The 18,067-nt window shown below is 67.3% G+C and carries 21 protein-coding genes; 6 read left to right on the plus strand and 15 right to left on the minus strand.

Features of this window, described 5'->3' with window-relative positions; genetic code table 11:
* Positions 1 to 22: 22 nt before the first annotated feature.
* The 6 genes from ACTIF6_RS20450 to ACTIF6_RS20475 all read left to right on the plus strand — a co-directional run bounded on the left by ACTIF6_RS20450 (position 23) and on the right by ACTIF6_RS20475 (position 4,163).
* A complete protein-coding gene (locus ACTIF6_RS20450) occupies positions 23 to 985 on the plus strand; it encodes a hydrogenase (RefSeq protein WP_182120460.1) in 963 nt (320 codons plus the stop codon).
* A 24-nt stretch (positions 986 to 1,009) separates the two neighbouring features.
* On the plus strand, positions 1,010 to 2,608 hold the full coding sequence (locus ACTIF6_RS20455; protein WP_182120461.1) for a nickel-dependent hydrogenase large subunit: 1,599 nt from the start codon (positions 1,010 to 1,012) through the stop codon (positions 2,606 to 2,608).
* A 104-nt stretch (positions 2,609 to 2,712) separates the two neighbouring features.
* Complete coding sequence (locus tag ACTIF6_RS20460) at positions 2,713 to 3,027, plus strand: hypothetical protein (RefSeq protein WP_182120462.1); 315 nt, start codon at positions 2,713 to 2,715, stop codon at positions 3,025 to 3,027.
* Between the two features lie 18 nt (positions 3,028 to 3,045).
* On the plus strand, positions 3,046 to 3,375 hold the full coding sequence (locus ACTIF6_RS20465) for a hypothetical protein (protein WP_182120463.1): 330 nt from the start codon (positions 3,046 to 3,048) through the stop codon (positions 3,373 to 3,375).
* A 25-nt stretch (positions 3,376 to 3,400) separates the two neighbouring features.
* A complete protein-coding gene (locus ACTIF6_RS20470) occupies positions 3,401 to 3,853 on the plus strand; it encodes a hydrogenase maturation protease (protein WP_182120464.1) in 453 nt (150 codons plus the stop codon).
* Positions 3,846 to 4,163 carry a hypothetical protein gene (locus ACTIF6_RS20475; protein ID WP_182120465.1) on the plus strand — a complete coding sequence of 106 codons (318 nt, stop codon included), beginning with the start codon at positions 3,846 to 3,848 and terminating at the stop codon, positions 4,161 to 4,163. Before ACTIF6_RS20470 ends, ACTIF6_RS20475 begins: the two co-directional genes overlap by 8 nt.
* A gap of 163 nt (positions 4,164 to 4,326) precedes the next feature.
* On the opposite strand, the gene ACTIF6_RS20480 is transcribed toward ACTIF6_RS20475, so the two are convergent.
* The 15 genes from ACTIF6_RS20480 to ACTIF6_RS20550 form a co-directional block, all read right to left on the minus strand.
* Positions 4,327 to 4,998, minus strand: coding sequence for an HAD-IA family hydrolase (locus tag ACTIF6_RS20480; protein WP_220459087.1), 672 nt, complete (start codon positions 4,996 to 4,998; stop codon positions 4,327 to 4,329).
* Positions 4,999 to 5,063: 65 nt separating this feature from the next.
* Complete coding sequence (locus tag ACTIF6_RS20485) at positions 5,064 to 6,584, minus strand: sigma-54 dependent transcriptional regulator (protein WP_182120466.1); 1,521 nt, start codon at positions 6,582 to 6,584, stop codon at positions 5,064 to 5,066.
* Positions 6,581 to 7,291: an urease accessory protein gene (locus tag ACTIF6_RS20490; RefSeq protein WP_182120467.1), complete on the minus strand. Its 711-nt coding sequence runs from the start codon at positions 7,289 to 7,291 to the stop codon at positions 6,581 to 6,583. The genes ACTIF6_RS20485 and ACTIF6_RS20490 overlap by 4 nt, the downstream gene beginning before the upstream one ends.
* A 7-nt stretch (positions 7,292 to 7,298) precedes the next feature.
* Positions 7,299 to 8,237 carry a hydrogenase nickel incorporation protein HypB gene (hypB, locus tag ACTIF6_RS20495; RefSeq protein WP_439589770.1) on the minus strand — a complete coding sequence of 313 codons (939 nt, stop codon included), beginning with the start codon at positions 8,235 to 8,237 and terminating at the stop codon, positions 7,299 to 7,301.
* Positions 8,228 to 8,575: a hydrogenase maturation nickel metallochaperone HypA/HybF gene (locus ACTIF6_RS20500; RefSeq protein ID WP_182120469.1), complete on the minus strand. Its 348-nt coding sequence runs from the start codon at positions 8,573 to 8,575 to the stop codon at positions 8,228 to 8,230. The genes hypB and ACTIF6_RS20500 overlap by 10 nt, the downstream gene beginning before the upstream one ends.
* Before the next feature lie 18 nt (positions 8,576 to 8,593).
* Positions 8,594 to 9,649, minus strand: a complete 1,056-nt coding sequence (gene hypE / locus ACTIF6_RS20505) for a hydrogenase expression/formation protein HypE (protein ID WP_182120470.1) — start codon at positions 9,647 to 9,649, stop codon at positions 8,594 to 8,596.
* Positions 9,646 to 10,785 (minus strand): hydrogenase formation protein HypD, encoded by a 1,140-nt coding sequence (gene hypD, locus ACTIF6_RS20510; protein ID WP_182120471.1) that lies wholly within the window; start codon positions 10,783 to 10,785, stop codon positions 9,646 to 9,648. The genes hypE and hypD overlap by 4 nt, the downstream gene beginning before the upstream one ends.
* On the minus strand, positions 10,782 to 11,519 hold the full coding sequence (locus tag ACTIF6_RS20515) for a D-sedoheptulose-7-phosphate isomerase (RefSeq protein ID WP_246331027.1): 738 nt from the start codon (positions 11,517 to 11,519) through the stop codon (positions 10,782 to 10,784). Before ACTIF6_RS20515 ends, hypD begins: the two co-directional genes overlap by 4 nt.
* On the minus strand, positions 11,516 to 11,797 hold the full coding sequence (locus ACTIF6_RS20520) for a HypC/HybG/HupF family hydrogenase formation chaperone (protein WP_182120472.1): 282 nt from the start codon (positions 11,795 to 11,797) through the stop codon (positions 11,516 to 11,518). Before ACTIF6_RS20520 ends, ACTIF6_RS20515 begins: the two co-directional genes overlap by 4 nt.
* Positions 11,788 to 14,217 carry a carbamoyltransferase HypF gene (gene hypF, locus ACTIF6_RS20525; RefSeq protein WP_220459088.1) on the minus strand — a complete coding sequence of 810 codons (2,430 nt, stop codon included), beginning with the start codon at positions 14,215 to 14,217 and terminating at the stop codon, positions 11,788 to 11,790. The genes ACTIF6_RS20520 and hypF overlap by 10 nt, the downstream gene beginning before the upstream one ends.
* Positions 14,217 to 15,395, minus strand: coding sequence for an NHL repeat-containing protein (locus ACTIF6_RS20530; RefSeq protein WP_182120473.1), 1,179 nt, complete (start codon positions 15,393 to 15,395; stop codon positions 14,217 to 14,219). Before ACTIF6_RS20530 ends, hypF begins: the two co-directional genes overlap by 1 nt.
* Positions 15,392 to 16,276 (minus strand): NifU family protein, encoded by an 885-nt coding sequence (locus ACTIF6_RS20535; RefSeq protein WP_182120474.1) that lies wholly within the window; start codon positions 16,274 to 16,276, stop codon positions 15,392 to 15,394. The genes ACTIF6_RS20530 and ACTIF6_RS20535 overlap by 4 nt, the downstream gene beginning before the upstream one ends.
* A 20-nt stretch (positions 16,277 to 16,296) precedes the next feature.
* Positions 16,297 to 16,515, minus strand: coding sequence for a hypothetical protein (locus ACTIF6_RS20540; RefSeq protein ID WP_182120475.1), 219 nt, complete (start codon positions 16,513 to 16,515; stop codon positions 16,297 to 16,299).
* A gap of 19 nt (positions 16,516 to 16,534) precedes the next feature.
* Positions 16,535 to 16,726: a hypothetical protein gene (locus tag ACTIF6_RS20545; RefSeq protein WP_182120476.1), complete on the minus strand. Its 192-nt coding sequence runs from the start codon at positions 16,724 to 16,726 to the stop codon at positions 16,535 to 16,537.
* A 56-nt stretch (positions 16,727 to 16,782) separates the two neighbouring features.
* On the minus strand, positions 16,783 to 17,841 hold the full coding sequence (locus ACTIF6_RS20550) for a hypothetical protein (RefSeq protein ID WP_291210621.1): 1,059 nt from the start codon (positions 17,839 to 17,841) through the stop codon (positions 16,783 to 16,785).
* Positions 17,842 to 18,067: the final 226 nt, after the last annotated feature.

Raw genomic sequence — 18,067 nt, forward strand, 5'->3', positions numbered from 1 at the left:
CATTTACGAACCAGGAGACTCCATGGCAAACCTTTTGTGGCTTCAGGGAGGCGCGTGTTCCGGGAACACGATGTCCTTCCTCAACGCCGAAGAACCCAGTGCTTGTGATCTGGTCACCGATTTCGGCATCAATATTCTCTGGCATCCATCCTTGGGCGTGGAACTGGGCGACAACCTGAAGGCCTTGCTGCTGGACCTGACCAGTGGCCGCAAGCCGCTGGACATCTTCGTGTTCGAAGGCAGCGTGGTCAACGCGCCCAACGGCACCGGCGAGTGGAACCGTTTCTGCGGCCGGCCGATGAAAGACTGGGTCAAGGAGCTTTCGGCGGTCGCTGCTTTCACCGTCGCGGTCGGCGACTGTGCCACCTGGGGCGGCATTCCGGCCACGGCCCCGAACCCGTCCGAGTCGGTGGGACTTCAGTTCCTGAAGCGCGCCAACGGCGGCGCCCTTGGTGCAGCCTACAAGTCCAAGGCCGGCTTGCCTGTCATCAACATCCCCGGCTGTCCGGCGCACCCGGACTGGATCACGCAGATCGTCGTCGCAGTCGCCACGGGCCGCACCGCCGACATCACGCTCGACGAGTTCCAGCGCCCGAAGACCTTCTTCCAGTCGTTCACGCAGACCGGCTGCACGCGCAACATGCACTTCGCCTACAAGGTCAGCGCCACCGAGTTTGGCCAGCGCAAGGGCTGCCTGTTCTACGACCTGGGCTGCCGCGGGCCGATGACGCACTCTCCGTGCAACCGCATCCTGTGGAACCGTCAGTCGAGCAAGACGCGCGCGGGTATGCCGTGCATGGGCTGCACCGAGCCCGAGTTCCCGTTCTTCGACCTCGCGCCCGGCACGGTCTTCAAGACGCAAACCGTCATGGGCGTGCCCAAGGACATGCCGACCGGCGTCGACAAGAAGGGCTACCTCGCGCTCACTGCCGCGGCCAAAAACGCCGCGCCCAAGTGGGCCGAAGAAGACATCTTCGTGGTTTGAATCCCTACACAGAAAGCTAAAACCATGTCTCAAGTTCAAACCCTAGACATTTCGCCAGTCGGTCGAGTGGAAGGCGATCTCGACATTCGTGTTGACATCAAAGATGGCGTCGTCACCAGCGCCTGGACGCAAGCGGAGCTGTTCCGCGGCTTCGAGATCATCCTCAAGGACAAGGATCCGCAAGCCGGCCTTGTCGTGACGCCGCGCGCCTGCGGCATCTGCGGCGCTTCGCACCTGACTTGCGCCGCGTGGGCGCTCGACACGGCCTGGCAGACCGAGGTGCCGCGCAACGCGATCCTGGCACGCAACCTGGGCCAGATCGTCGAAAGCCTGCAGAGCCAGCCGCGCTACTTCTATGGCCTGTACGCGATCGATCTCACCAACAAAAACTACCGCAAGAGCAAGTACTACGAGGAAGCGGTGAAGCGTTTCTCGCCATTCACTGGCACCTCGTACGAGCAAGGCGTGACGATCTCGGGCAAGCCGGTCGAAATCTACGCGCTCCTGGGTGGCCAGTGGCCGCATTCGAGCTACATGGTCCCGGGCGGTGTGATGTGCGCGCCGACACTGACCGACATCACGCGCGCCTGGTCGCTGCTCGAGTACTTCAAGAAGAACTGGCTCGAAAGCCTCTGGCTCGGATGCTCGCTCGAGCGCTACGAACAGATCAAGAGCTACGACGACTTCATGGCCTGGCTGGACGAGTCACCGGCGCACGCGAACTCGGACCTCGGCTTCTATTGGCGTATGGGACAGGACATCGGTCTGGATACCTACGGCGCGGGCTTGGGTAAGTACATCAGCTGGGGTTATCTTCCGCACGAGGACAAGTACCAAAAGCCGACGATCGAGGGACGCAATGCTGCGGTCATCATGAAAAGCGGTGTGTACGACGGGAAGACCGACACGCACAAGGTGATGGACCAGAAGTTCCTGCGTGAGAACACTCTTCACGCTTGGTATGACGAAGGCTCCGCCGACGTGCACCCTTTTGATCGCACGACCAAGCCGGTGCAGAAGAATGCCATCGATCACAACGGCAAGTACTCGTGGTCCACTGCCGTCACGCACACGGACGATGGCCGCCTCGAAGCCGGCCCGCTCGCGCGCCAGTTGATTGCCGGCGGCAAGCATGGCGAGAGCTGGCAGCACTACGATCCGCTCATCCTCGACATGTACAAGAAGATGGGTGGCGCCAGCGTGCACCTGCGCCAGATCGGCCGCATGCACGAGACCATCAAGCTGTACCGGCAAGCCGAACGCTGCCTGCGCGAGTTCAAGCTCAACGACCCCTGGTACATCAAGCCGCGCGAGCGCGACGGCCGCGGCTGGGGTGCGACCGAGGCGATCCGTGGTGCGCTGTGCCACTGGATCGAAGTCAAGGACGGCAAGATCAAGAACTACCAGATCATCGCCCCCACGACCTGGAACGTCGGCCCGCGCGACGGCAAGAGCCAACTCGGGCCGATCGAGCAGGCGTTGATCGGCACGCCGATTGCCGATCCTTCGGATCCGGTCGAGGTCGGGCATGTCGCGCGCTCGTTTGACTCGTGCCTCGTCTGCACAGTGCATGCCCACGACGCCAAGACAGGCAAGGAACTGGCTCGCTTCCGAACCGCCTGAGTGCGGTGGGGGCGCGGCGCGGTGCGGCGCGAGTGACCCTTCGCGCCGCGCTGTTGCATCATGCGAGGGCGAATCAAGAACGACGAACTCACGAGGACAGCACCATGCCGATAGACCCCGACGGCAGCATCCGCGCCCGCATGGCCAAGCTGATGGCCGACGGCCTGCGGACCCAGACGGAACCGTTTCCGTACACGAGCACGGAGTTCGCGGCGCTGCTAGATCAGTGCCGTGACTTGGATGCCGATGACGTGGTGGGAAAGATGGTGCTCACCGGTTGGATCGACAAGCCTTACGGCGAAGACCGCATGCGCTGCCAGGAATGCATGTACTACCTTGTGCACCGCAAGTGGTGCGATCTGCCCGAGCTGGATCTGCCGGCCGAGCCCGACTGGTGGTGTCGTCTGTGGCGTATCTGAGCTCGGGCGGAGGTAAGCATGTCGGAAGAAGAACTCTCACGGCAACGCGAGCTGATCCGCAGCGCTCTGGCCGATGGCCTGCACACAGCGTGGCAGGATCGGGCATATGAGAGCGCTGACGTGCGCAGGACGGTTGACGCGCTGCAAGCGATTGCGCCGGATCGACTGGAAGACAAGCTCCGGGTCGCGGGCTTCACGCTGCAGCCCTACGTTGCCGATGAGGCGCCGGAGATCGAACAAGCCTGTCGCACGTGTATGTACTATGAGTCGCATCGACGGTATTGCGACCTCCCGGAGTTGAAGCTTGGAGTCGAACCCGAGTGGGCCTGCGTGCTGTGGCGTGTCTGATTCTGCTATGGGCAGCCGCGTTCGCTTGGCGGTCATCGGATGCGGCAACCCTGCGCGTCGAGACGATGGGGTCGGTATCGAAGTCGTGCGTCAGCTGCGCCGATGCACCGCAGAGGGCGTCGATCTGATTGATGCCGGCACCAGCGGCATGGATGTGATGTTTCGCGTGCGCGGCGCCGAACGCGTGGTCATCGTCGACGCGTGCCGCAGCGGGAGTTCGGCGGGTGCGATCTTCCGCCTTCCCGCGAAGGAGGCAATGACGCCCGTAGAGCACGGGTTCAGTCTGCATGGTCTGCGTTGGGATCATGCGCTGTATGCCGGCAGCAGGATGTTCGGCGAGTCCTTTGCCGATCACGCGGAGGTCATCCTGATCGAAGCGGGCGATATCGGTTTCGGCCTCGAACTGACCGACCCAGTCCGTGCTGCCGCCGCGCGCGTGGTGTGCATGCTCGAACCCTTGGTACGTGGCGATGGATGAGGACAGCCTCGAGACGCTGGTGGAAGTGCGCGCCGGTCGCTTGCATGTGCCGGCGCAGACCTACGAACGCGTGCTGGACGGGTTCCCCGCCGTGGCGCTGCTCGCCCGCGACGACGGCTGGTGGCTCATTCCGCTCAAGGCAGGAGCGGGTGGGTTGCAGCTGAAGCAACGCAACGCACGCGGAGACAGGGTGATCGAAGCGCAGGAGTTCCTGCGCTCGCAGGGGGTCGATGACGCGCAGGAGCCGATGACCTTCAGCTTGGAGTTCGATACAGGGCGTGGCGCGTACCGGTTCGGGCGCACGCGGTGAATCGAAACGACGCCCGCTCTATGTCAGCGGCTCGAACTGCGAGCGAGCCCTTGGCGAGGTCTCATCGCCAACTGAGTCCTACGCACGCTCTTCTGGAGAGTTCGGCGTAGCTTAGCCATGGGTGATCGCGCATGTCGCGGCCCGGTTCTGAAGGCAAGGGATATCAAGGGTCGCCCAGACGCGGCAGTTGCAGCCCCGCCAGGTCGAAATGCCCGGCCGCCGTCCAGAGCGTCGGCGTCACCACGGTCCAAAGGCCCGCGGCCTCGGCCGCCAGCAGACCGTTGGTCGAGTCCTCGAACGCGATGGCCTGGTCGTGGCGCAGGTTAAGACGAGCCAGTGCGATCTCGTAGACGTCGGGCTCGGGCTTCTTGGCGCGCACATGCTCGCCGCAGACAATCACGCTGAAGAGTTCAGGGCCGCGCGAACCCAGCGCCTTGCGCAGAAGGGCGTGCACGCTCGAGGTCGTGGATGCGCTGGCGATGGCGAGACGACATCCAGCGCTTCGTGCCTCGCAGAGGAGTCGGGCGATGCCGTCACGCAGCGGCGCAGCCCCGTCACGCACGGCGGAAATGTAGAACTTCGTCTTCTCGGTGTGGATCCGCGGTACCAGGCCCAGCAGCCGATTCCTCTCGCGCGCCGTGAGGGGCAGCGAGCGGATATGAAACACGAGGCGTTCCTTGCCCCCCGTCACGGCCAACAGCCGGAGATAGTCGGCGCGGCTCCAGGACCAGCCCACGCCCAGGCGCTCGAATGCCAGGTTGAAGGCCACGCGATGCACCTCTTCGGTGTCCGCCATCGTGCCATCGACGTCGAAGATCAAGGCAGCGACGTTCATCGGCGGGGACGCGGGGGTGGCAGGCTCTGACAGGCGAGTCCGGCGAGGCACTCACTGCGCGCCGGTCACTCGTCACCGGCGCGGCGGATACCGTAGCGCTTGATCTTGTTGGCCAGGCCGACGCGGGACAGCCCCAACTCTTGCGCAGCACGGGTGTGGTTCCACTTCGAACGATCCAGCGTGTCGCGCACCAACCGTTCTTCCAATGCTTCGACTTTCTCCTTCAGCGTCCGGCCGGGAAGCAGGAGGTTCACGTTGCTCAACCGGGCCACCGGCAGTGGAACGATCTTGGCAATCTCCGGCGGCAGGTGTCGTTCGGTGATGATTTCGCCGTCCGAGGCCAAAGCCACAAGCCGTCGGATCTCGGTTTCCAGTTCGCGCACGTTGCCGGGGAACGGAAAGGCGCACAGCCGTGCCATCGCATCGGGCGTCAGGCCGGCCACTCGCCTGGACGTCAATCGCCCGTACTTCTCGATCATGTGCGCGACCAGCGGCGGGATGTCGTCGGGCCTTTCACGCAGCGGCGGTATGCGCAACTCGAAGCCGCGTAGGCGGTAGTACAAGTCCTGGCGGAACTTGCCCTCATCGACCAACTGGCGCAGCGGCCGATTGCACGCTGCGACGATGCGCACGTCGCAGCGGCGCGTCTGGTCGGAACCGATGGGCCGCACTTCCCCTTCCTGCAGGAAGCGCAGCAGCGACACCTGCATGCTGGGTGAGATCTCGGAGATCTCGTCGAGAAACACTGTGCCGCCTTCGGCAGCCTGCAAAAGGCCCAGGCGGTCCGTGGTTGCGCCAGTGAACGCGCCGCGACGGTGACCGAAGAGCTCGCTTTGCAGCAGATCGTCGTTGATAGCCGCGCAGTTGACGGCCATGAACAGCAAGGCGTGGCGCTGGCTGAACAGGTGGATCGCGCGCGCCATCAATTCCTTGCCGGTACCCGTCTCGCCTTCGATCAGCACAGGCAGGTCGGTCGGCGCCGCCTTGCGCGCAAGGTTGCAAACCTCCGCCATGGCGTGGCTGACGAAGACCATGCGGTCGAAGGAGTACACCTCCTGCAGGACGGCGCGCATGCCTTCGCTCTGGCGCGTCACCACGGCGTCGGCGAACTTCAACTCGCGTGACAGGTAGCGATGGATGCGCGCCAGCTCGCGCGACTCGAGCGCCCGCCGCAGCAACAGGCGCAGCGACTCGCTCTGCCAAGGCGTGATCACCACCTGGTAGACAGCGGCATCGTTCACCGCCTGCTGCACGACCTCGGCTTCGGCATTGTCCAGCAGCAACACGCGTATCGTCTCTGGCGCGCGGGTACGCAGATCTCGCAGCAGGTCAACGCCGGCGCCATCGACGAGCGACTGTTCAGCCACCACCACGTCGGCGCGGTCGTGCTCATCGTCCAAAGATGCAGCGGCTTCGCGCAGCCGGCTGAAGACGCGCACCCGGTACTCGGCGCCGAACTGCCGGAGCAAAGCCTTGTCTTCGATCAGGCGCGGACCGACCAGCGTGACCCGCCACGCCTGGACTTGCGATGCCGCCTTGGCCGTGCTCAGCTTGGGCACACTGGGGTGGACCTGGGCCGTGTTCATGTCGACGACCACGCCAGGTGCCCGCCAATCGCCATCGAGCTGCAGGCGATGACGATGGTGAAGCTGCGATGCAAGGCCGTCAGTCGCTTGGCGGTGAGCCGCAAGGTGACGCTCAGCGCGCCGGTGAGGAACGCCATGCCGACGATCGATCCGATGCCGAAGGTCGCGATGTACCCCAGCTGCATCGCTGGAGTTGGCAGAGCGCCCAAGGCCAGCAACGCCAGCGCCGCCGAACCTGCCAAGCCGTGCAGCATGCCAACCAGCATGCTCGCCGCGGGCAAGCGATGTGCATGGCGGTGCGGGTCGGTGGCGTGTGCCGGCCTAGGCTCGGACGCGGCGCGCGGGTCGTGAGAGTGCCCGTGGAAGTGCGGCGCCCGGCCAGGGTGGCCATGGCCGTGAAAGTGCACTCGATCCTTCCACAAGCGCCATGCCAGCCGCGCACCGAGCATGATCAGCAATACACCGACCGCCTGCTCGAAGCGCAGTGCCCATTGGGGCGGCATTACCCAGCCCAAACCAGTCACCGCACCGGCGACGACGAGCAGCACCAGCGAATGGCCCAACCCCCAGGCGGCGCCCAGACGCAGCGCGCGCGCCAATGAGTGCTCGCGGGTGGCCAGCGTCGCAACGGCGGCCAGATGGTCGGCATCGGTGGCGTGCTGCATTCCCAGCAGCAGCCCCAGCCCGAAGATCATGAGGACGTCCATGGCGGACTCAGGCAGAACTCGGCCGCACCAACGGGTCGATGCGGCGCATCGCGCGCAGCCAGCCGTACCACTCGTCGAGCCCTTCGCCCTGCGTGGCCGACAGGCGCAGGCAACGGATGGTCGGATTGACGCTGCGCGCATGGCGCTCCGCGCGGCCGACATCGAAGGCCACGTGCGGCGCCAGATCCATCTTCGTCGTGATCATCAGGTCGGCGCTGCGGAACATGTGCGGGTACTTCAGCGGCTTGTCGTCGCCCTCGGTCACCGACAACACCACCACGCGAGCCCGCTCGCCGAGGTCGAACAGAGAAGGGCAGACCAGGTTGCCGACGTTCTCGATGAAGACCACGCTGCCCGAAGCCGGCGCCAAGCGCTGCACCGCGCGCTCGATCATGTCGGCTTCCAGGTGGCAGCCCGCGCCGGTGTTGATCTGGATCGCTGCCGCGCCGGTCTCGCGAATGCGGTCGGCGTCGGCGCTGGTCTCCTGGTCGCCCTCGACCACGCACATCGGAAACTCGCCGCTCAGGTCACGCAGCGTGCGCACGAGCAGCGTGGTTTTGCCCGAACCGGGGCTGGACATCAGGTTCAACGCCAGCACGCCGCGGCCGGACAACCAGCCGCGATTGCGTTCGGCGATGCGCTGGTTCTTGTCCAGCAACGCCGTCTCCAGTGCCACCAGCTCGGCCGGAGCGTCCTGGCGGTGAGCCGCATGCGAGTGACTGTGACCATGATCGTGATCGTGATCGTGATCGTGATCGTGATCGTGATCGTGATCGTGGGCGTTCAAGACCGGGTGAGCATGCGCACCGCCAGCCTGGCCATGCCCCTCGTCCGGCGCGTGTCGATGGCGCGTGCGCGACCCGTCCGCAAGCACATGCTCGTGCTCGTCGGTGTCCCCTTCGACACGAACATCAGCCTTGCTGTTGCAACCACAGACTACACACATGTTTCCACCTCCATTGCTTTGACGTTGAGTTCCTGTCCGGTGCGGCGGCGCCAGCGGGTCGCGCCGCAGTGGGCGCAAGCCGCGGGCATGGCCTCGGCCTCACCACCCGCAGGCGTGCCGCAGTCTTCGCAGAGCCAGCCCGGCGCGACCTCGACGATCTCGAGTTCGGCCGCCTCCAGTAGCGTTCCCTGCCGAACGACATCGAAGCAAAAACGCACCGAGTCCGGCAGCAGGGCCGTCTGCGTGCCGATTTCGAGCCACACCTTGCGCACCGGCCGCCCCTGCGCTGCCTCGGCAACGATGGCCACCAGGTTTCGTGTGATGCCGAGTTCGTGCATGGCTAGGGTCCTGGCAGCTCAGCAGATGCGCGGCAACTGGTCGCCGTGCAACAGATCCACCACGCGCTCGCCGCCGAAGGCCGAGCGCAACGTCACCAGGCCGGGATGCCCGTGCGCCAGCACTTCGCCCACCACGGCGGCGCGGCGGCCCAGAGGATGCGAGCGCATCGCCGCAAGGACCGCGTCGCAGTCCTGCGGCGCCACCAGCGCCGCCAGCTTGCCCTCGTTGGCCAGATAGAGCGGGTCGAGCCCCAGCATCTCGCAGGCGCCGCGCACCACGTCCGCGACCGGCAAAGCGGACTCCTCCAGGCGCAATGGCATGCGGCTTTCTGCAGCGAACTCGTTGGCCACCGTCGCCAGGCCGCCGCGCGTGCAATCGCGCAGCCAGTGAAGGCGCGGCGCGGCGGCGAACATGGTTTCGATCAGCCCGTTCAGCGGTGCACAGTCGCTTTGCACGGGAATCTGCAGCGCCATGTCGTTGCGTGCAGCCAGCACGGCCACGCCGTGGTCACCAAGGGTGCCGTTGACGATCAGCCGGTCGCCCGGCCGCACCTCGCGTGCGCCAGTCTGGCGCCCCGCGGCAATGGTGCCGATGCCTGCGGTGTTGATGAACAGCCCGTCGGCGGCGCCGCGTTCAACGACCTTGGTGTCGCCGGTGACGATAGCCACGCCGGCCTCGCGCGCACTGCGCGCCATGCTGTGCAACACCTTGCGCAGGGTGTCGAAGGGCAGGCCTTCTTCCAGGATCAGGCCGCAGCTGAGCCAGCGCGGGATGGCGCCGCCGACGGCCAGGTCGTTGACCGTGCCGCAGACGGCGAGCGTGCCGATGTCGCCTCCGGGGAATTCGATCGGGGAAACTACGTAACTGTCGGTCGTGAACGCGAGCGACGAGCCGGCGGGAATCTCTTCGTAAGGAAAGCGTGCCTGATCCTCCAGCGGCGCCAGCCAGCGGTTGTCGAAGGCGGGTGCGATGAGACCGGCGACCAGCTCGCGCATCGCCCGCCCGCCGGCGCCGTGCGCCATCGACACGCGCTTGCCGCTCCAGGCGTCCTTGGGCGTGGGGGTTGGCGTCATGCGGCCACCGCGATCGGGATCACCGGCTCGCGCCGCGCGAACTGGTAATACGCCGCGCACGCCCCTTCGCTGCTGACCATCAACGCGCCGAGCGGCGTCTGCGGCGTGCAGGCGGTGCCGAACACCTTGCACTGCGGCGGCTTGATCGCGCCTTTCAGCACCTCGCCGCACTGGCAGCTCTTGGGGTCGGCAATGCGCGCGCCAGGCACAGAAAAGCGGCGCTCGGCATCAAAGGCCGCGTAGGCCTCGCGCACCCGCACACCCGAGTGGTCGATCGAGCCCAGGCCGCGCCACTCGAAGAACTCGCGCAGCTCGAAGACCTCGGTGATCGCCTCCAGCCCTGCTGCGTTGCCGCCCGGGTCGACGAGGCGCGCGTACTGGTTCTCGACCGCGGCGCGGCCCTGCTCGAGCTGGCGCAGCACCATCAGCAGGCTTTGCAGGATGTCGGTCGGCTCGAAGCCCGAGATCACGAGCGGCCGGCCGTACTCGGCGGCGATGAACTCGAAAGGCGCGGTGCCCGAGACCATCGCAACATGGCCAGGCCCGAGGAAGCCGTCGATCGTCATGCCCGGCGAGTCGAGTATGGCCTTGATCGTCGGCACGATCGTGATGTGGTTGCAGAACAGCGAGAAGTTGCCGATGCCGCGCCGCTTCGCTTCGAGCACCGTCATCGCGGTGGAGGGCATGGTCGTCTCGAAGCCGAGTGCGAAGAACACCACGTCGCGGCCCGGGTTCGCGGCCGCGATCTCGAGCGCGTCCAGCGGCGAATAGACCATGCGGACGTCGGCGCCGTCGGCGCGCGCCTGCAGCAGCGAGCCCTTGGAGCCGGGCACGCGCATCGCGTCGCCGAAGGTGGTGAAGATGACACCGGGCTCATTCGCGATGGCCACGCAGTCGTCGACCCGGCCCATCGGCAGCACGCACACCGGGCAGCCCGGGCCATGCACGAACTCGAGCGCGGGCGGGATCAGGTCCTTCAGCGCATAGCGAAAGATCGAGTGCGTGTGGCCGCCGCATACCTCCATGATCTGCAGCGGGCGTTCGAGGCTGGCGCCCAGGCGCTCGGTGGCGCCGGCGATTTCGCGCAGCAACGCGCGCGCGGCCAGCGGATCGCGGAATTCATCGACGTACTTCATGGAGTTCTTCCTTTCGGGGCCGACGCGCGCGCCGGCCGGTCGTCGGCCAGCAGGCTGTGCACGAGGTCCCACAGCACGTGGTAGATCGCCACATGCGTCTCCTGGATGCGGTGGATGCTGTCGCTGTCCACGAGCAGGGTGAGATCGACGCTCGCCGAGCGCGCCATCGCACCGCCATCGCCACCGGCCAGCGCCAGCGTGCTGGCTTGCAGATCGTGCGCGGCCTCGAGACCGCGCAACACATTGCGCGAGTTACCGCTGGTGGACACGCCCAGCACCATGTCGCCGGCCTTCACCAGCCCCGGCATCTGGCGCGCGAACACCTCGTCGAAGCCGACGTCGTTGCCGACGGCGGTCAGCATGGCCATGTCCTGAGCCAAGTTGTGCGCCGGGAGCGCAGGGCGCCCGGCGGTCACCGGATGCTGGAACTCGACGGCGACATGCGCAGCGTCGCAGCTCGAGCCGCCGTTGCCCATGGTGTACAGGCGCCCGCCGTGACGAAAGCCCTCGGCCAGCAACTGGGCCGCACGCAGCACATCGTTGCCGTGGGCCTCGAAGAAGCGGGTCTTCACGGCCACACTGTCGCGCCACTTGGCCACCATCGCTTCGCGCAGCGCCGCTTCGAGGCGCAGTGCGTCGCGTGCATCCTGCGCAGCTTCGCCCGTGGTCGCCGCGCGAGGCGCGAGATGCGGGTACAGGGCGCCGAGTGCCGCCTTGTCCTTCGATGCGTTCACACCACGGCCCGTGTCTTGTAGCTCTCGAGTTCGACCTGCGCGTCGCCGAGTTCCTTGAGCAATTGCAGCGTCAACATCGCCTCGTGCTCGTCGACGCGGTTCATCGCGAAGCCCACGTGAACGAGCACCCAGGCGCCGATGCATTCCTCGAGCGGCTCGCCTTCGCGCACGATGCAGGCGATGTTGATCTCGCGCTTGACGCCGAGTACGTCCACCAGGGCGAGCTTGGCTTCGGGGCGGGTGATGGCCTCGATGCGGCCCGGGATTCCTAGACACATGGGATCTTCTCCTGTCGTTGTTCGTCCTGGCTGGCGCGGGCCAGTGCGATCAGCGCCTGGCCCCAGGCAAGCCCGCCGTCGTTCACCGGCACCTGGCGCGGCAGCAGGGCCTTCAGCCCCGCCGCCTCGAGCCCGCGCAGAACGAGTTCGGTGAGCACCTTGTTCTGGAACACGCCGCCGCCCAGGGCAACGGTCGTCAGCTCGTGACGTTCGGCCTCTTGCTGCGCCATGCGCACGATGACCGCCGCCAGCCCGCGGTGAAAGCGCGCAGCGATGCGGGCCGCGGGTGTGGCCAGAATCAGGTCGCCGAGCAGGGCCTGCCACATGCCCAGAGGCTCGACGTAGGGCAGGCCCTTGCCCTTGTCCAAGCGAGGAATCGCGAACGGGTAGTCGAGGTCGGCGCTCTCGTCGAGGTCTTGCGCGGTGACCAGAGATTCCAGGCCCATCGCTGCCTCGCCTTCGTAGGCCACGTTGTCGCGGCAGATGCCGATGGCAGCCGCTACCGCATCGAACAAGCGCCCGACGCTGCTGGCACGCGGCGCCAGGGCCGGTTTGGCAAGCATCGCATCAAGCATCTCGCGCGGCTTGGCGCTGAGGAAGCGGTGCAGCTCCAGCTCGTCATAGTTGCTCGTGAAGCGCGGCCAACCCATCTCGGCCATCAACTGCGCATAGGTGTTGCGCCAGGGCTCGCGTGCCGCCAGGTCGCCGCCCGGCAGGGCCACCGGCTTGAAGGTGCCCACGCGTTGCGCCTGCCGGTAGTCGGCGAGCAGGAACTCGCCGCCCCAGAAGCTGCCGTCCTCGCCCATGCCGATGCCGTCGAGCGCTATGCCGAGCACCTTGCCGCCGTGCAGCGGCCACCCGTGCTCGCCCAGGCAGGCGGCGATGTGCGCATGGTGGTGACCGACGCCGACCTGTCGGTCGGCCCAGCGCTCGTGCGCGAGCTGCGTCGAGGCATAACCCGGATGCAGATCGCAGGCGACGAGGTCGGGCTCGAAGGCGTAGAACGCGAGGTAGTCGGCCAGCGCACGCCGCTGGTCGGCCAGGCAGGCGGCATCGTGCAGGTCGCCGATGTGCTGGGACAGCACCGCCTGCCCATCGCGCACCAGCGCGAAGGTGTTCTTCAGGTCGCCGCCGAGCGCCAGCACCTTGGTGCGGTGGTCGAAACCCTCGGGCAGCGGCAGCGGCGCCGGGGCGTAGCCACGCGCGCGACGCATGACCCGGAAGGCGCCGCCGACGACGCGGCCGACCGAATCGTCCACCCGCCGCTGGATCGCACGGTCGTGGTCGAGCACCCACGCGATGGAGGGGCCCAGGCGGGCCGAAGCTTCGTCCAGCCGTATCGCTTGCGGCTCTTCGCTCAGGTTGCCGCTGGTCAGCACGATCGGCGCCTTGCGGCGCCGCATCAGCAGCAGGTGCAGAGCAGTGCTTGGCAGCATCACGCCCAGCGTCGGCAGGCCGGGTGCGACGCCGTCGGCCAGCGGTGCATCGGCGCGCCGCGGCAGCAAAACGATCGGCGCGGCCGGGCTGGCGAGCGCGGCCTCGGCCACGTCGTCGCACAGGCACCACTGGCGCGCCATCTCGACGTCACGCACCAGCAACGCGAAGGGCTTGCCTTCGCGGCGCTTGAGTGCGCGCAACCGCGCCACCGCGTCGGCGTGTGTCGCGTCACAGGCGATCTGGTAGCCGCCCAGGCCCTTGATCAGCACCAACTCGCCGCGCCCCAGCAACGATGTGGCGCCATCCGCGTCGTCGAGCGCGGTCATGGCCTCCAGGCTGAAGGGCTTGCCGTCGATACGGCGCAGCGTGGCGCGCGGGCCGCAGGCGTGGCAGGCCATCGCCTGGGCGTGGAAGCGCCGGTCGTCGGTGTCGCCGTATTCGCGCGCGCAGGCCGCACACAACGGGAAGGGCGCCATCGTCGTACGCGCGCGGTCGTAGGGGGCGCGTTCGAACACGCTCAGGCGCGGGCCGCAGGCGGTGCACGCGGTGAACGCATAGCGGTAGCGGCGCGCGAAAGGATCCAGTGTCTCGGCACAACACGCCGGGCAGATGGCCCAGTCGGGCGCCACGCCGAGGCCCGGCTGCGCCAGCGCGCTGTCGGCGATCGAGAAGGTCGAAGGCAGCGCCGCCGGCACGGCGAGCGGCTGCGCGAGCAGCGCATCGATGCGGGCGCCGCCGTGGTCGAGCGTGCGCAGCCGCTGCTCGAACTCGGCGAGCGCCGGCCCGGGGCCAAAGGCTTCGACGATGGCCATCGTGCCTTCGTTGTGAACGCTGCCCACCACGCCGAGCGCGCGCGCCAGGTGCAGCACCTGCGGCCGGAAGCCGACACCCTGAACGATGCCGCGCACCTGCAAGCGTGCGCCGCACATCGGCGCCGCATGGGGTCGATCGGTCAGCACTGCGGTGGCGGGCGCGGCGCTCATCACGCGACGTCCCACAACAGGATGCGGTTGTTGCCCGAGTCGACGATGATCGCGGTGTTGCCTTGAATCGCGATGGCATACGGCCAGCACAGCGAGTCGCGCACCGCCGGCAGCCAGCGGTTGTCACCCTTGTCGACGAAACTCGCCTGCCCGGCCACCGCGCGCGCCTCGCGCTCGGCAGGTGCGTCCAGGCGCAGCACGCGTGAGTTGGCGGTGTCGGCAACGAAGAGCCGGTCTTCATGCACCGCCAGGCCGTAAGGCATGTTCAGGCTGCGGGCGCTGGGAAAGTACTCACCACGGTTGTGATCCAGCGCGTCAATCTCGCCTTGACCGATGATGAGGTCGCTGCGCGCCATGTTGCTGGCCGGGTCGCCGCGCCACAGCAGCAGGCGGTTGTTGCCGGCATCGGCCACGCATAGATGCCCCTGCCAGACGGCGAGCGCATGGGGCCAGCGCATCGTGGCCTGCGTGACGCCACCGGCGTTTTCGTCGCGGTGCACGAAGTCCGGCTGGCCGAGCACGAGGTTGGCGCGCTGCCCGTCACGCGCCGGCAGGCCGTCGAAGCGCAGCACGCGGCGGTTGCCGGTGTCGGCCACCCACAGGCGCGCACCGTCCCAGAACACGCCATACGGCCAGTGCAGGGTGTCGGCCGCAGGCGTGTCGAGCCCGCGGTTGGCCAACCCGGCGTGCGCATCGGCCTGGCCCAGCACCACGTCGGCCGGCTGTTGACTGTGCCGCGGCGCACGGTGCCAGATCAGCACGCGGTGGTTCCACGCGTCGGCGACTGCAAGGCCCTCGCCGCAAGCGCACACGCCGGTGGGCACGTTCAAGCTGGCGCCGTTGACCTCGGCATGCGCATTGCGGCCCTCGCGGTCGAAGCCGGGTTGTCCGATCACCCACGAAGCGGGTTCGCCATCGCCGGTAGGCACCGCCGGCCAGCCCAGCAGCCGGTGGTGGCCGGTGTCGGCAACCCACAAGGCGCCGTCGGCGGTCACCGCCGCGCCGCGAGGTCCGAACAGGGTGTTTGCGGCGGGCGTCAGGGCGACGCCGGACAGCGGGTCGTGCAGGCCGAGAATGACACGCGCGCCGGCCGCGGCAAGCGCCGCCGGGGCAACTGCGCGCTCGCGCGGCCGTGCGAGCGATACCTTGACGGGCGCGGCAGCCGCGATGCCGTTCATGCCGACGCTCCCAGCTTCACCGCGACGCGCCCACCGCGCACACGAACGGCGTGCACCACCAGTTGCACCTCGGGCACGTCGAGGCATTCGCCGGTATCCAGGCGGTAGCGGAAGCCGTGATGCGGGCACTCGATCACGCCTTCGGCGACAGCGCCATCGTCCAGTGGCATGCCGAGATGCGCGCAGGCGTTCGCCACGCAAAACACCTGCGAGCCGTCGCGGTAGAGCAGCAAGGCCTCGTCGCGCAGCGTACGCGCCGCCACCTGGCCTTGCGGCAGTTCGTCCACGGCGCAAAGATCGACGAAGCCACGATCCTCGGCCTTGGCGAAGGGGCTGACGAAATGAATCGGCACCGCTTCGCCGGGCGCCCGCGTTTCGGCCGAGCGCCGCACCTGGACGACGCGGACGATCTCCGGCGCATGCTCCTTGATCGCACGCTCCACGCCTTCGGACAGCGTCTGGCCCGATGCCGGACAGCTTTGGCAGCTGCCGGTCAAGCGCACCTCGACGGTGTCGGGCAGCTTGATCGCCACCAGCTCGACACCGCCGGCATGCTCGGCCAGCATCGGTGCGACCGACTCCAGCGCGGCGCGGACCCGCGCCTCCAGCGGCTCGCGCACCAGACCATGCAGCCGCAGGACGCCATAAATGAACGGGTCCGACGCCAGCTCGCGCAGCCGGGCCGCGGCCGCCGGCTCGTCGCGCAGCCCCTTGAGCAGGCGCACCAGCGCCTCGCGGTGCAGGGCCTCAATGGCGCCGCGCAGGTTGTCGAGCACGGCGCGCTGCTCCAGCGGCCAGGCCTGGCCGATGGCCTGCAGCGCCGCCACCTCGGTGGCCATGTGGGCCAGCCGCTCGCTGTCGTCGTGGGTCGCTGCGTTCACGGGGCTGGGCCTCGGGTTCTTCAGTTGTACTTGAGGTTGCGGAACAGCCACGGCATCAGCGCGCCGCCGAAGGCACCACCGGCCACCATGCCGAGCCAGGGGTTCAGCCAGCCGAGCGCGAGCATCAGCGCGAGCGTCACGGCAAAGCCGGCGCCGAGCTGGCGGAAGAACGCCCAGTTGTCGCGGAACAGCTTGCCGGCGACGAACAGCTTGATCGAATTGAGCACCATATCGAACATCGTTTGCTCCTTGGCGCGTTCAGCGCAAAGCGTGGATCAGCACGGCCACCACCGCGGCGGGCACCACTGCGGCGAGGCCGAAGAAGGCGCCCATGAAGGCGGCGATCTCGTTGCCCATCGCCTGGCCGCCGAGCTTCACGCCGGTTGCGGCACCGCCCGCCGCGCCCGCCAGCACGGCGGCCAGGCACATCAATACGAGGGTCACAGTCATCGTTTGCTCCATGTTGGTCAATGGTTTGGTGGATGCTCCTGAACCAGGAGTTCTGGTCAATGTTCGGTCGGCCCGGCATCACCGGGGACGCGTGAGGCGCCGAAGTCGGCGTGCGAGGCATCGATGCCGGCGAGTGCGTCGGCCACCGTGGCCGCAGCGTCGTCCAGGCCCGCGGACTGAAAGAGTCGTTGCGCCTCCCGATACAGCGCACGCGCCTTCGCGGTGTTGCCCGGGTTGCCCAGCTCGGGGTGCTCGGGGTCGTCCGGCAGGTTGAGCAGGGCATTGGCCTTGTTGGCCGCGGTGTTGGCGTACTCCACCGGCATGTCGCGCGGGTTGCGCACCTTCAGCGCCTCGTCGTACGCCTCCACTGCACGCAGCAGGTTGGCCACGGGATGACTGCTCGGCGCGTACTGCAGCGCGTTGCCGAGGTTGTTCTGCGTCATCGCGTACTCGCTGGGATGGTCCACCAGCGTCACGATGCCGAGCACCTCCTCGAACGACTGCACGGCGAGCGCCTCGCGCATGCGCGCACGTTCGTCGGTGGCCGGAATCGAGAGGTAGGCGATCGCCAGGTTGTTGTGCAGGATCGAGAACTCGCGCGGCCAAGCTTGTTTGGTGAACACGCGCAGGGCGCGGTGGTAATGCGCGATCGCCTCCTGGATCGTCGCCCGGTGAGCAGCGCAAAGCGTCTGCGTCACGAGGCCCAGGTTCAGGTCGAGTTCGGCCACTTCTTCGGCCAGGCCATGGGTGGCCAGGTCGGCGCGAGCGGCCTCGAAACAGTCGCGCGCCGATTCGAGTGCGGCGGTACCACCATCGGGCAGGGTCTGGTAGGCCGTGCCCTGGCGGGCTCGAATGCGCGCGGCCAGCAACGCGAACGTGGGTGGAACCAGCGCCAGTGCCCGCTCGTACAGCGCCACCGCATCGTGCAACTGGCGCGGCGAGCGCGGCTTGATCTGCAGACCGCGGGCGATCTCCATCAGCATCTCGGCCCGTTCCTCGGGCGCGGCCTCGCCGTCTTCCGCCAGAGCCAGCGCCGATTGCACCTCGGCGTCGGCCACCGTGAAGAGGCTTCGGCCATCCGGTCGGCCCGAAGCGGGCGCCGTGCTTGTCTCCATAAATTTTGTCTCCTTGCTGGCTCTTGGGCCACGCCGGGGTTCGCTACTAGCTGCTATCGCAAGATTAACCAACGGCTCGAGAACGTCTATTAGGTAAACACCTTATGAAAACTAAGTTTGCTATCTAGCCGGCTGGCTATTTGTTGGCGCACCGCGCGGTTGCGTGCCAATGTACTTGCCTGTCAAACATTGTGGACGCGGCTGACCGAGACCCTAAATCGCCTGA

Source organism: Hydrogenophaga sp., from assembly GCF_051860785.1.
Taxonomy (GTDB): Bacteria; Pseudomonadota; Gammaproteobacteria; order Burkholderiales; family Burkholderiaceae_C; genus Hydrogenophaga.

Excerpts from the sequence above, each read along its gene's own strand:
- ACTIF6_RS20450 (WP_182120460.1), top strand. The coding sequence starts at position 23 with ATGGCAAACCTTTTGTGGCTTCAGGGAGGCGCGTGTTCCGGGAACACG.
- ACTIF6_RS20455 (WP_182120461.1), top strand. The coding sequence starts at position 1,010 with ATGTCTCAAGTTCAAACCCTAGACATTTCGCCAGTCGGTCGAGTGGAA.
- ACTIF6_RS20475 (WP_182120465.1), top strand. The coding sequence starts at position 3,846 with ATGGATGAGGACAGCCTCGAGACGCTGGTGGAAGTGCGCGCCGGTCGC.
- ACTIF6_RS20520 (WP_182120472.1), bottom strand. The coding sequence starts at position 11,797 with ATGTGTCTAGGAATCCCGGGCCGCATCGAGGCCATCACCCGCCCCGAA.
- ACTIF6_RS20550 (WP_291210621.1), bottom strand. The coding sequence starts at position 17,841 with ATGGAGACAAGCACGGCGCCCGCTTCGGGCCGACCGGATGGCCGAAGC.
- ACTIF6_RS20545 (WP_182120476.1), bottom strand. The coding sequence starts at position 16,726 with ATGACTGTGACCCTCGTATTGATGTGCCTGGCCGCCGTGCTGGCGGGC.
- ACTIF6_RS20490 (WP_182120467.1), bottom strand. The coding sequence starts at position 7,291 with ATGGACGTCCTCATGATCTTCGGGCTGGGGCTGCTGCTGGGAATGCAG.
- ACTIF6_RS20540 (WP_182120475.1), bottom strand. The coding sequence starts at position 16,515 with ATGTTCGATATGGTGCTCAATTCGATCAAGCTGTTCGTCGCCGGCAAG.
- ACTIF6_RS20485 (WP_182120466.1), bottom strand. The coding sequence starts at position 6,584 with ATGAACACGGCCCAGGTCCACCCCAGTGTGCCCAAGCTGAGCACGGCC.
- ACTIF6_RS20465 (WP_182120463.1), top strand. The coding sequence starts at position 3,046 with ATGTCGGAAGAAGAACTCTCACGGCAACGCGAGCTGATCCGCAGCGCT.
- hypD (WP_182120471.1), bottom strand. The coding sequence starts at position 10,785 with ATGAAGTACGTCGATGAATTCCGCGATCCGCTGGCCGCGCGCGCGTTG.
- hypF (WP_220459088.1), bottom strand. The coding sequence starts at position 14,217 with ATGAGCGCCGCGCCCGCCACCGCAGTGCTGACCGATCGACCCCATGCG.
- ACTIF6_RS20530 (WP_182120473.1), bottom strand. The coding sequence starts at position 15,395 with ATGAACGGCATCGCGGCTGCCGCGCCCGTCAAGGTATCGCTCGCACGG.
- ACTIF6_RS20480 (WP_220459087.1), bottom strand. The coding sequence starts at position 4,998 with ATGAACGTCGCTGCCTTGATCTTCGACGTCGATGGCACGATGGCGGAC.
- ACTIF6_RS20460 (WP_182120462.1), top strand. The coding sequence starts at position 2,713 with ATGCCGATAGACCCCGACGGCAGCATCCGCGCCCGCATGGCCAAGCTG.
- hypE (WP_182120470.1), bottom strand. The coding sequence starts at position 9,649 with ATGACGCCAACCCCCACGCCCAAGGACGCCTGGAGCGGCAAGCGCGTG.
- hypB (WP_439589770.1), bottom strand. The coding sequence starts at position 8,237 with ATGTGTGTAGTCTGTGGTTGCAACAGCAAGGCTGATGTTCGTGTCGAA.
- ACTIF6_RS20500 (WP_182120469.1), bottom strand. The coding sequence starts at position 8,575 with ATGCACGAACTCGGCATCACACGAAACCTGGTGGCCATCGTTGCCGAG.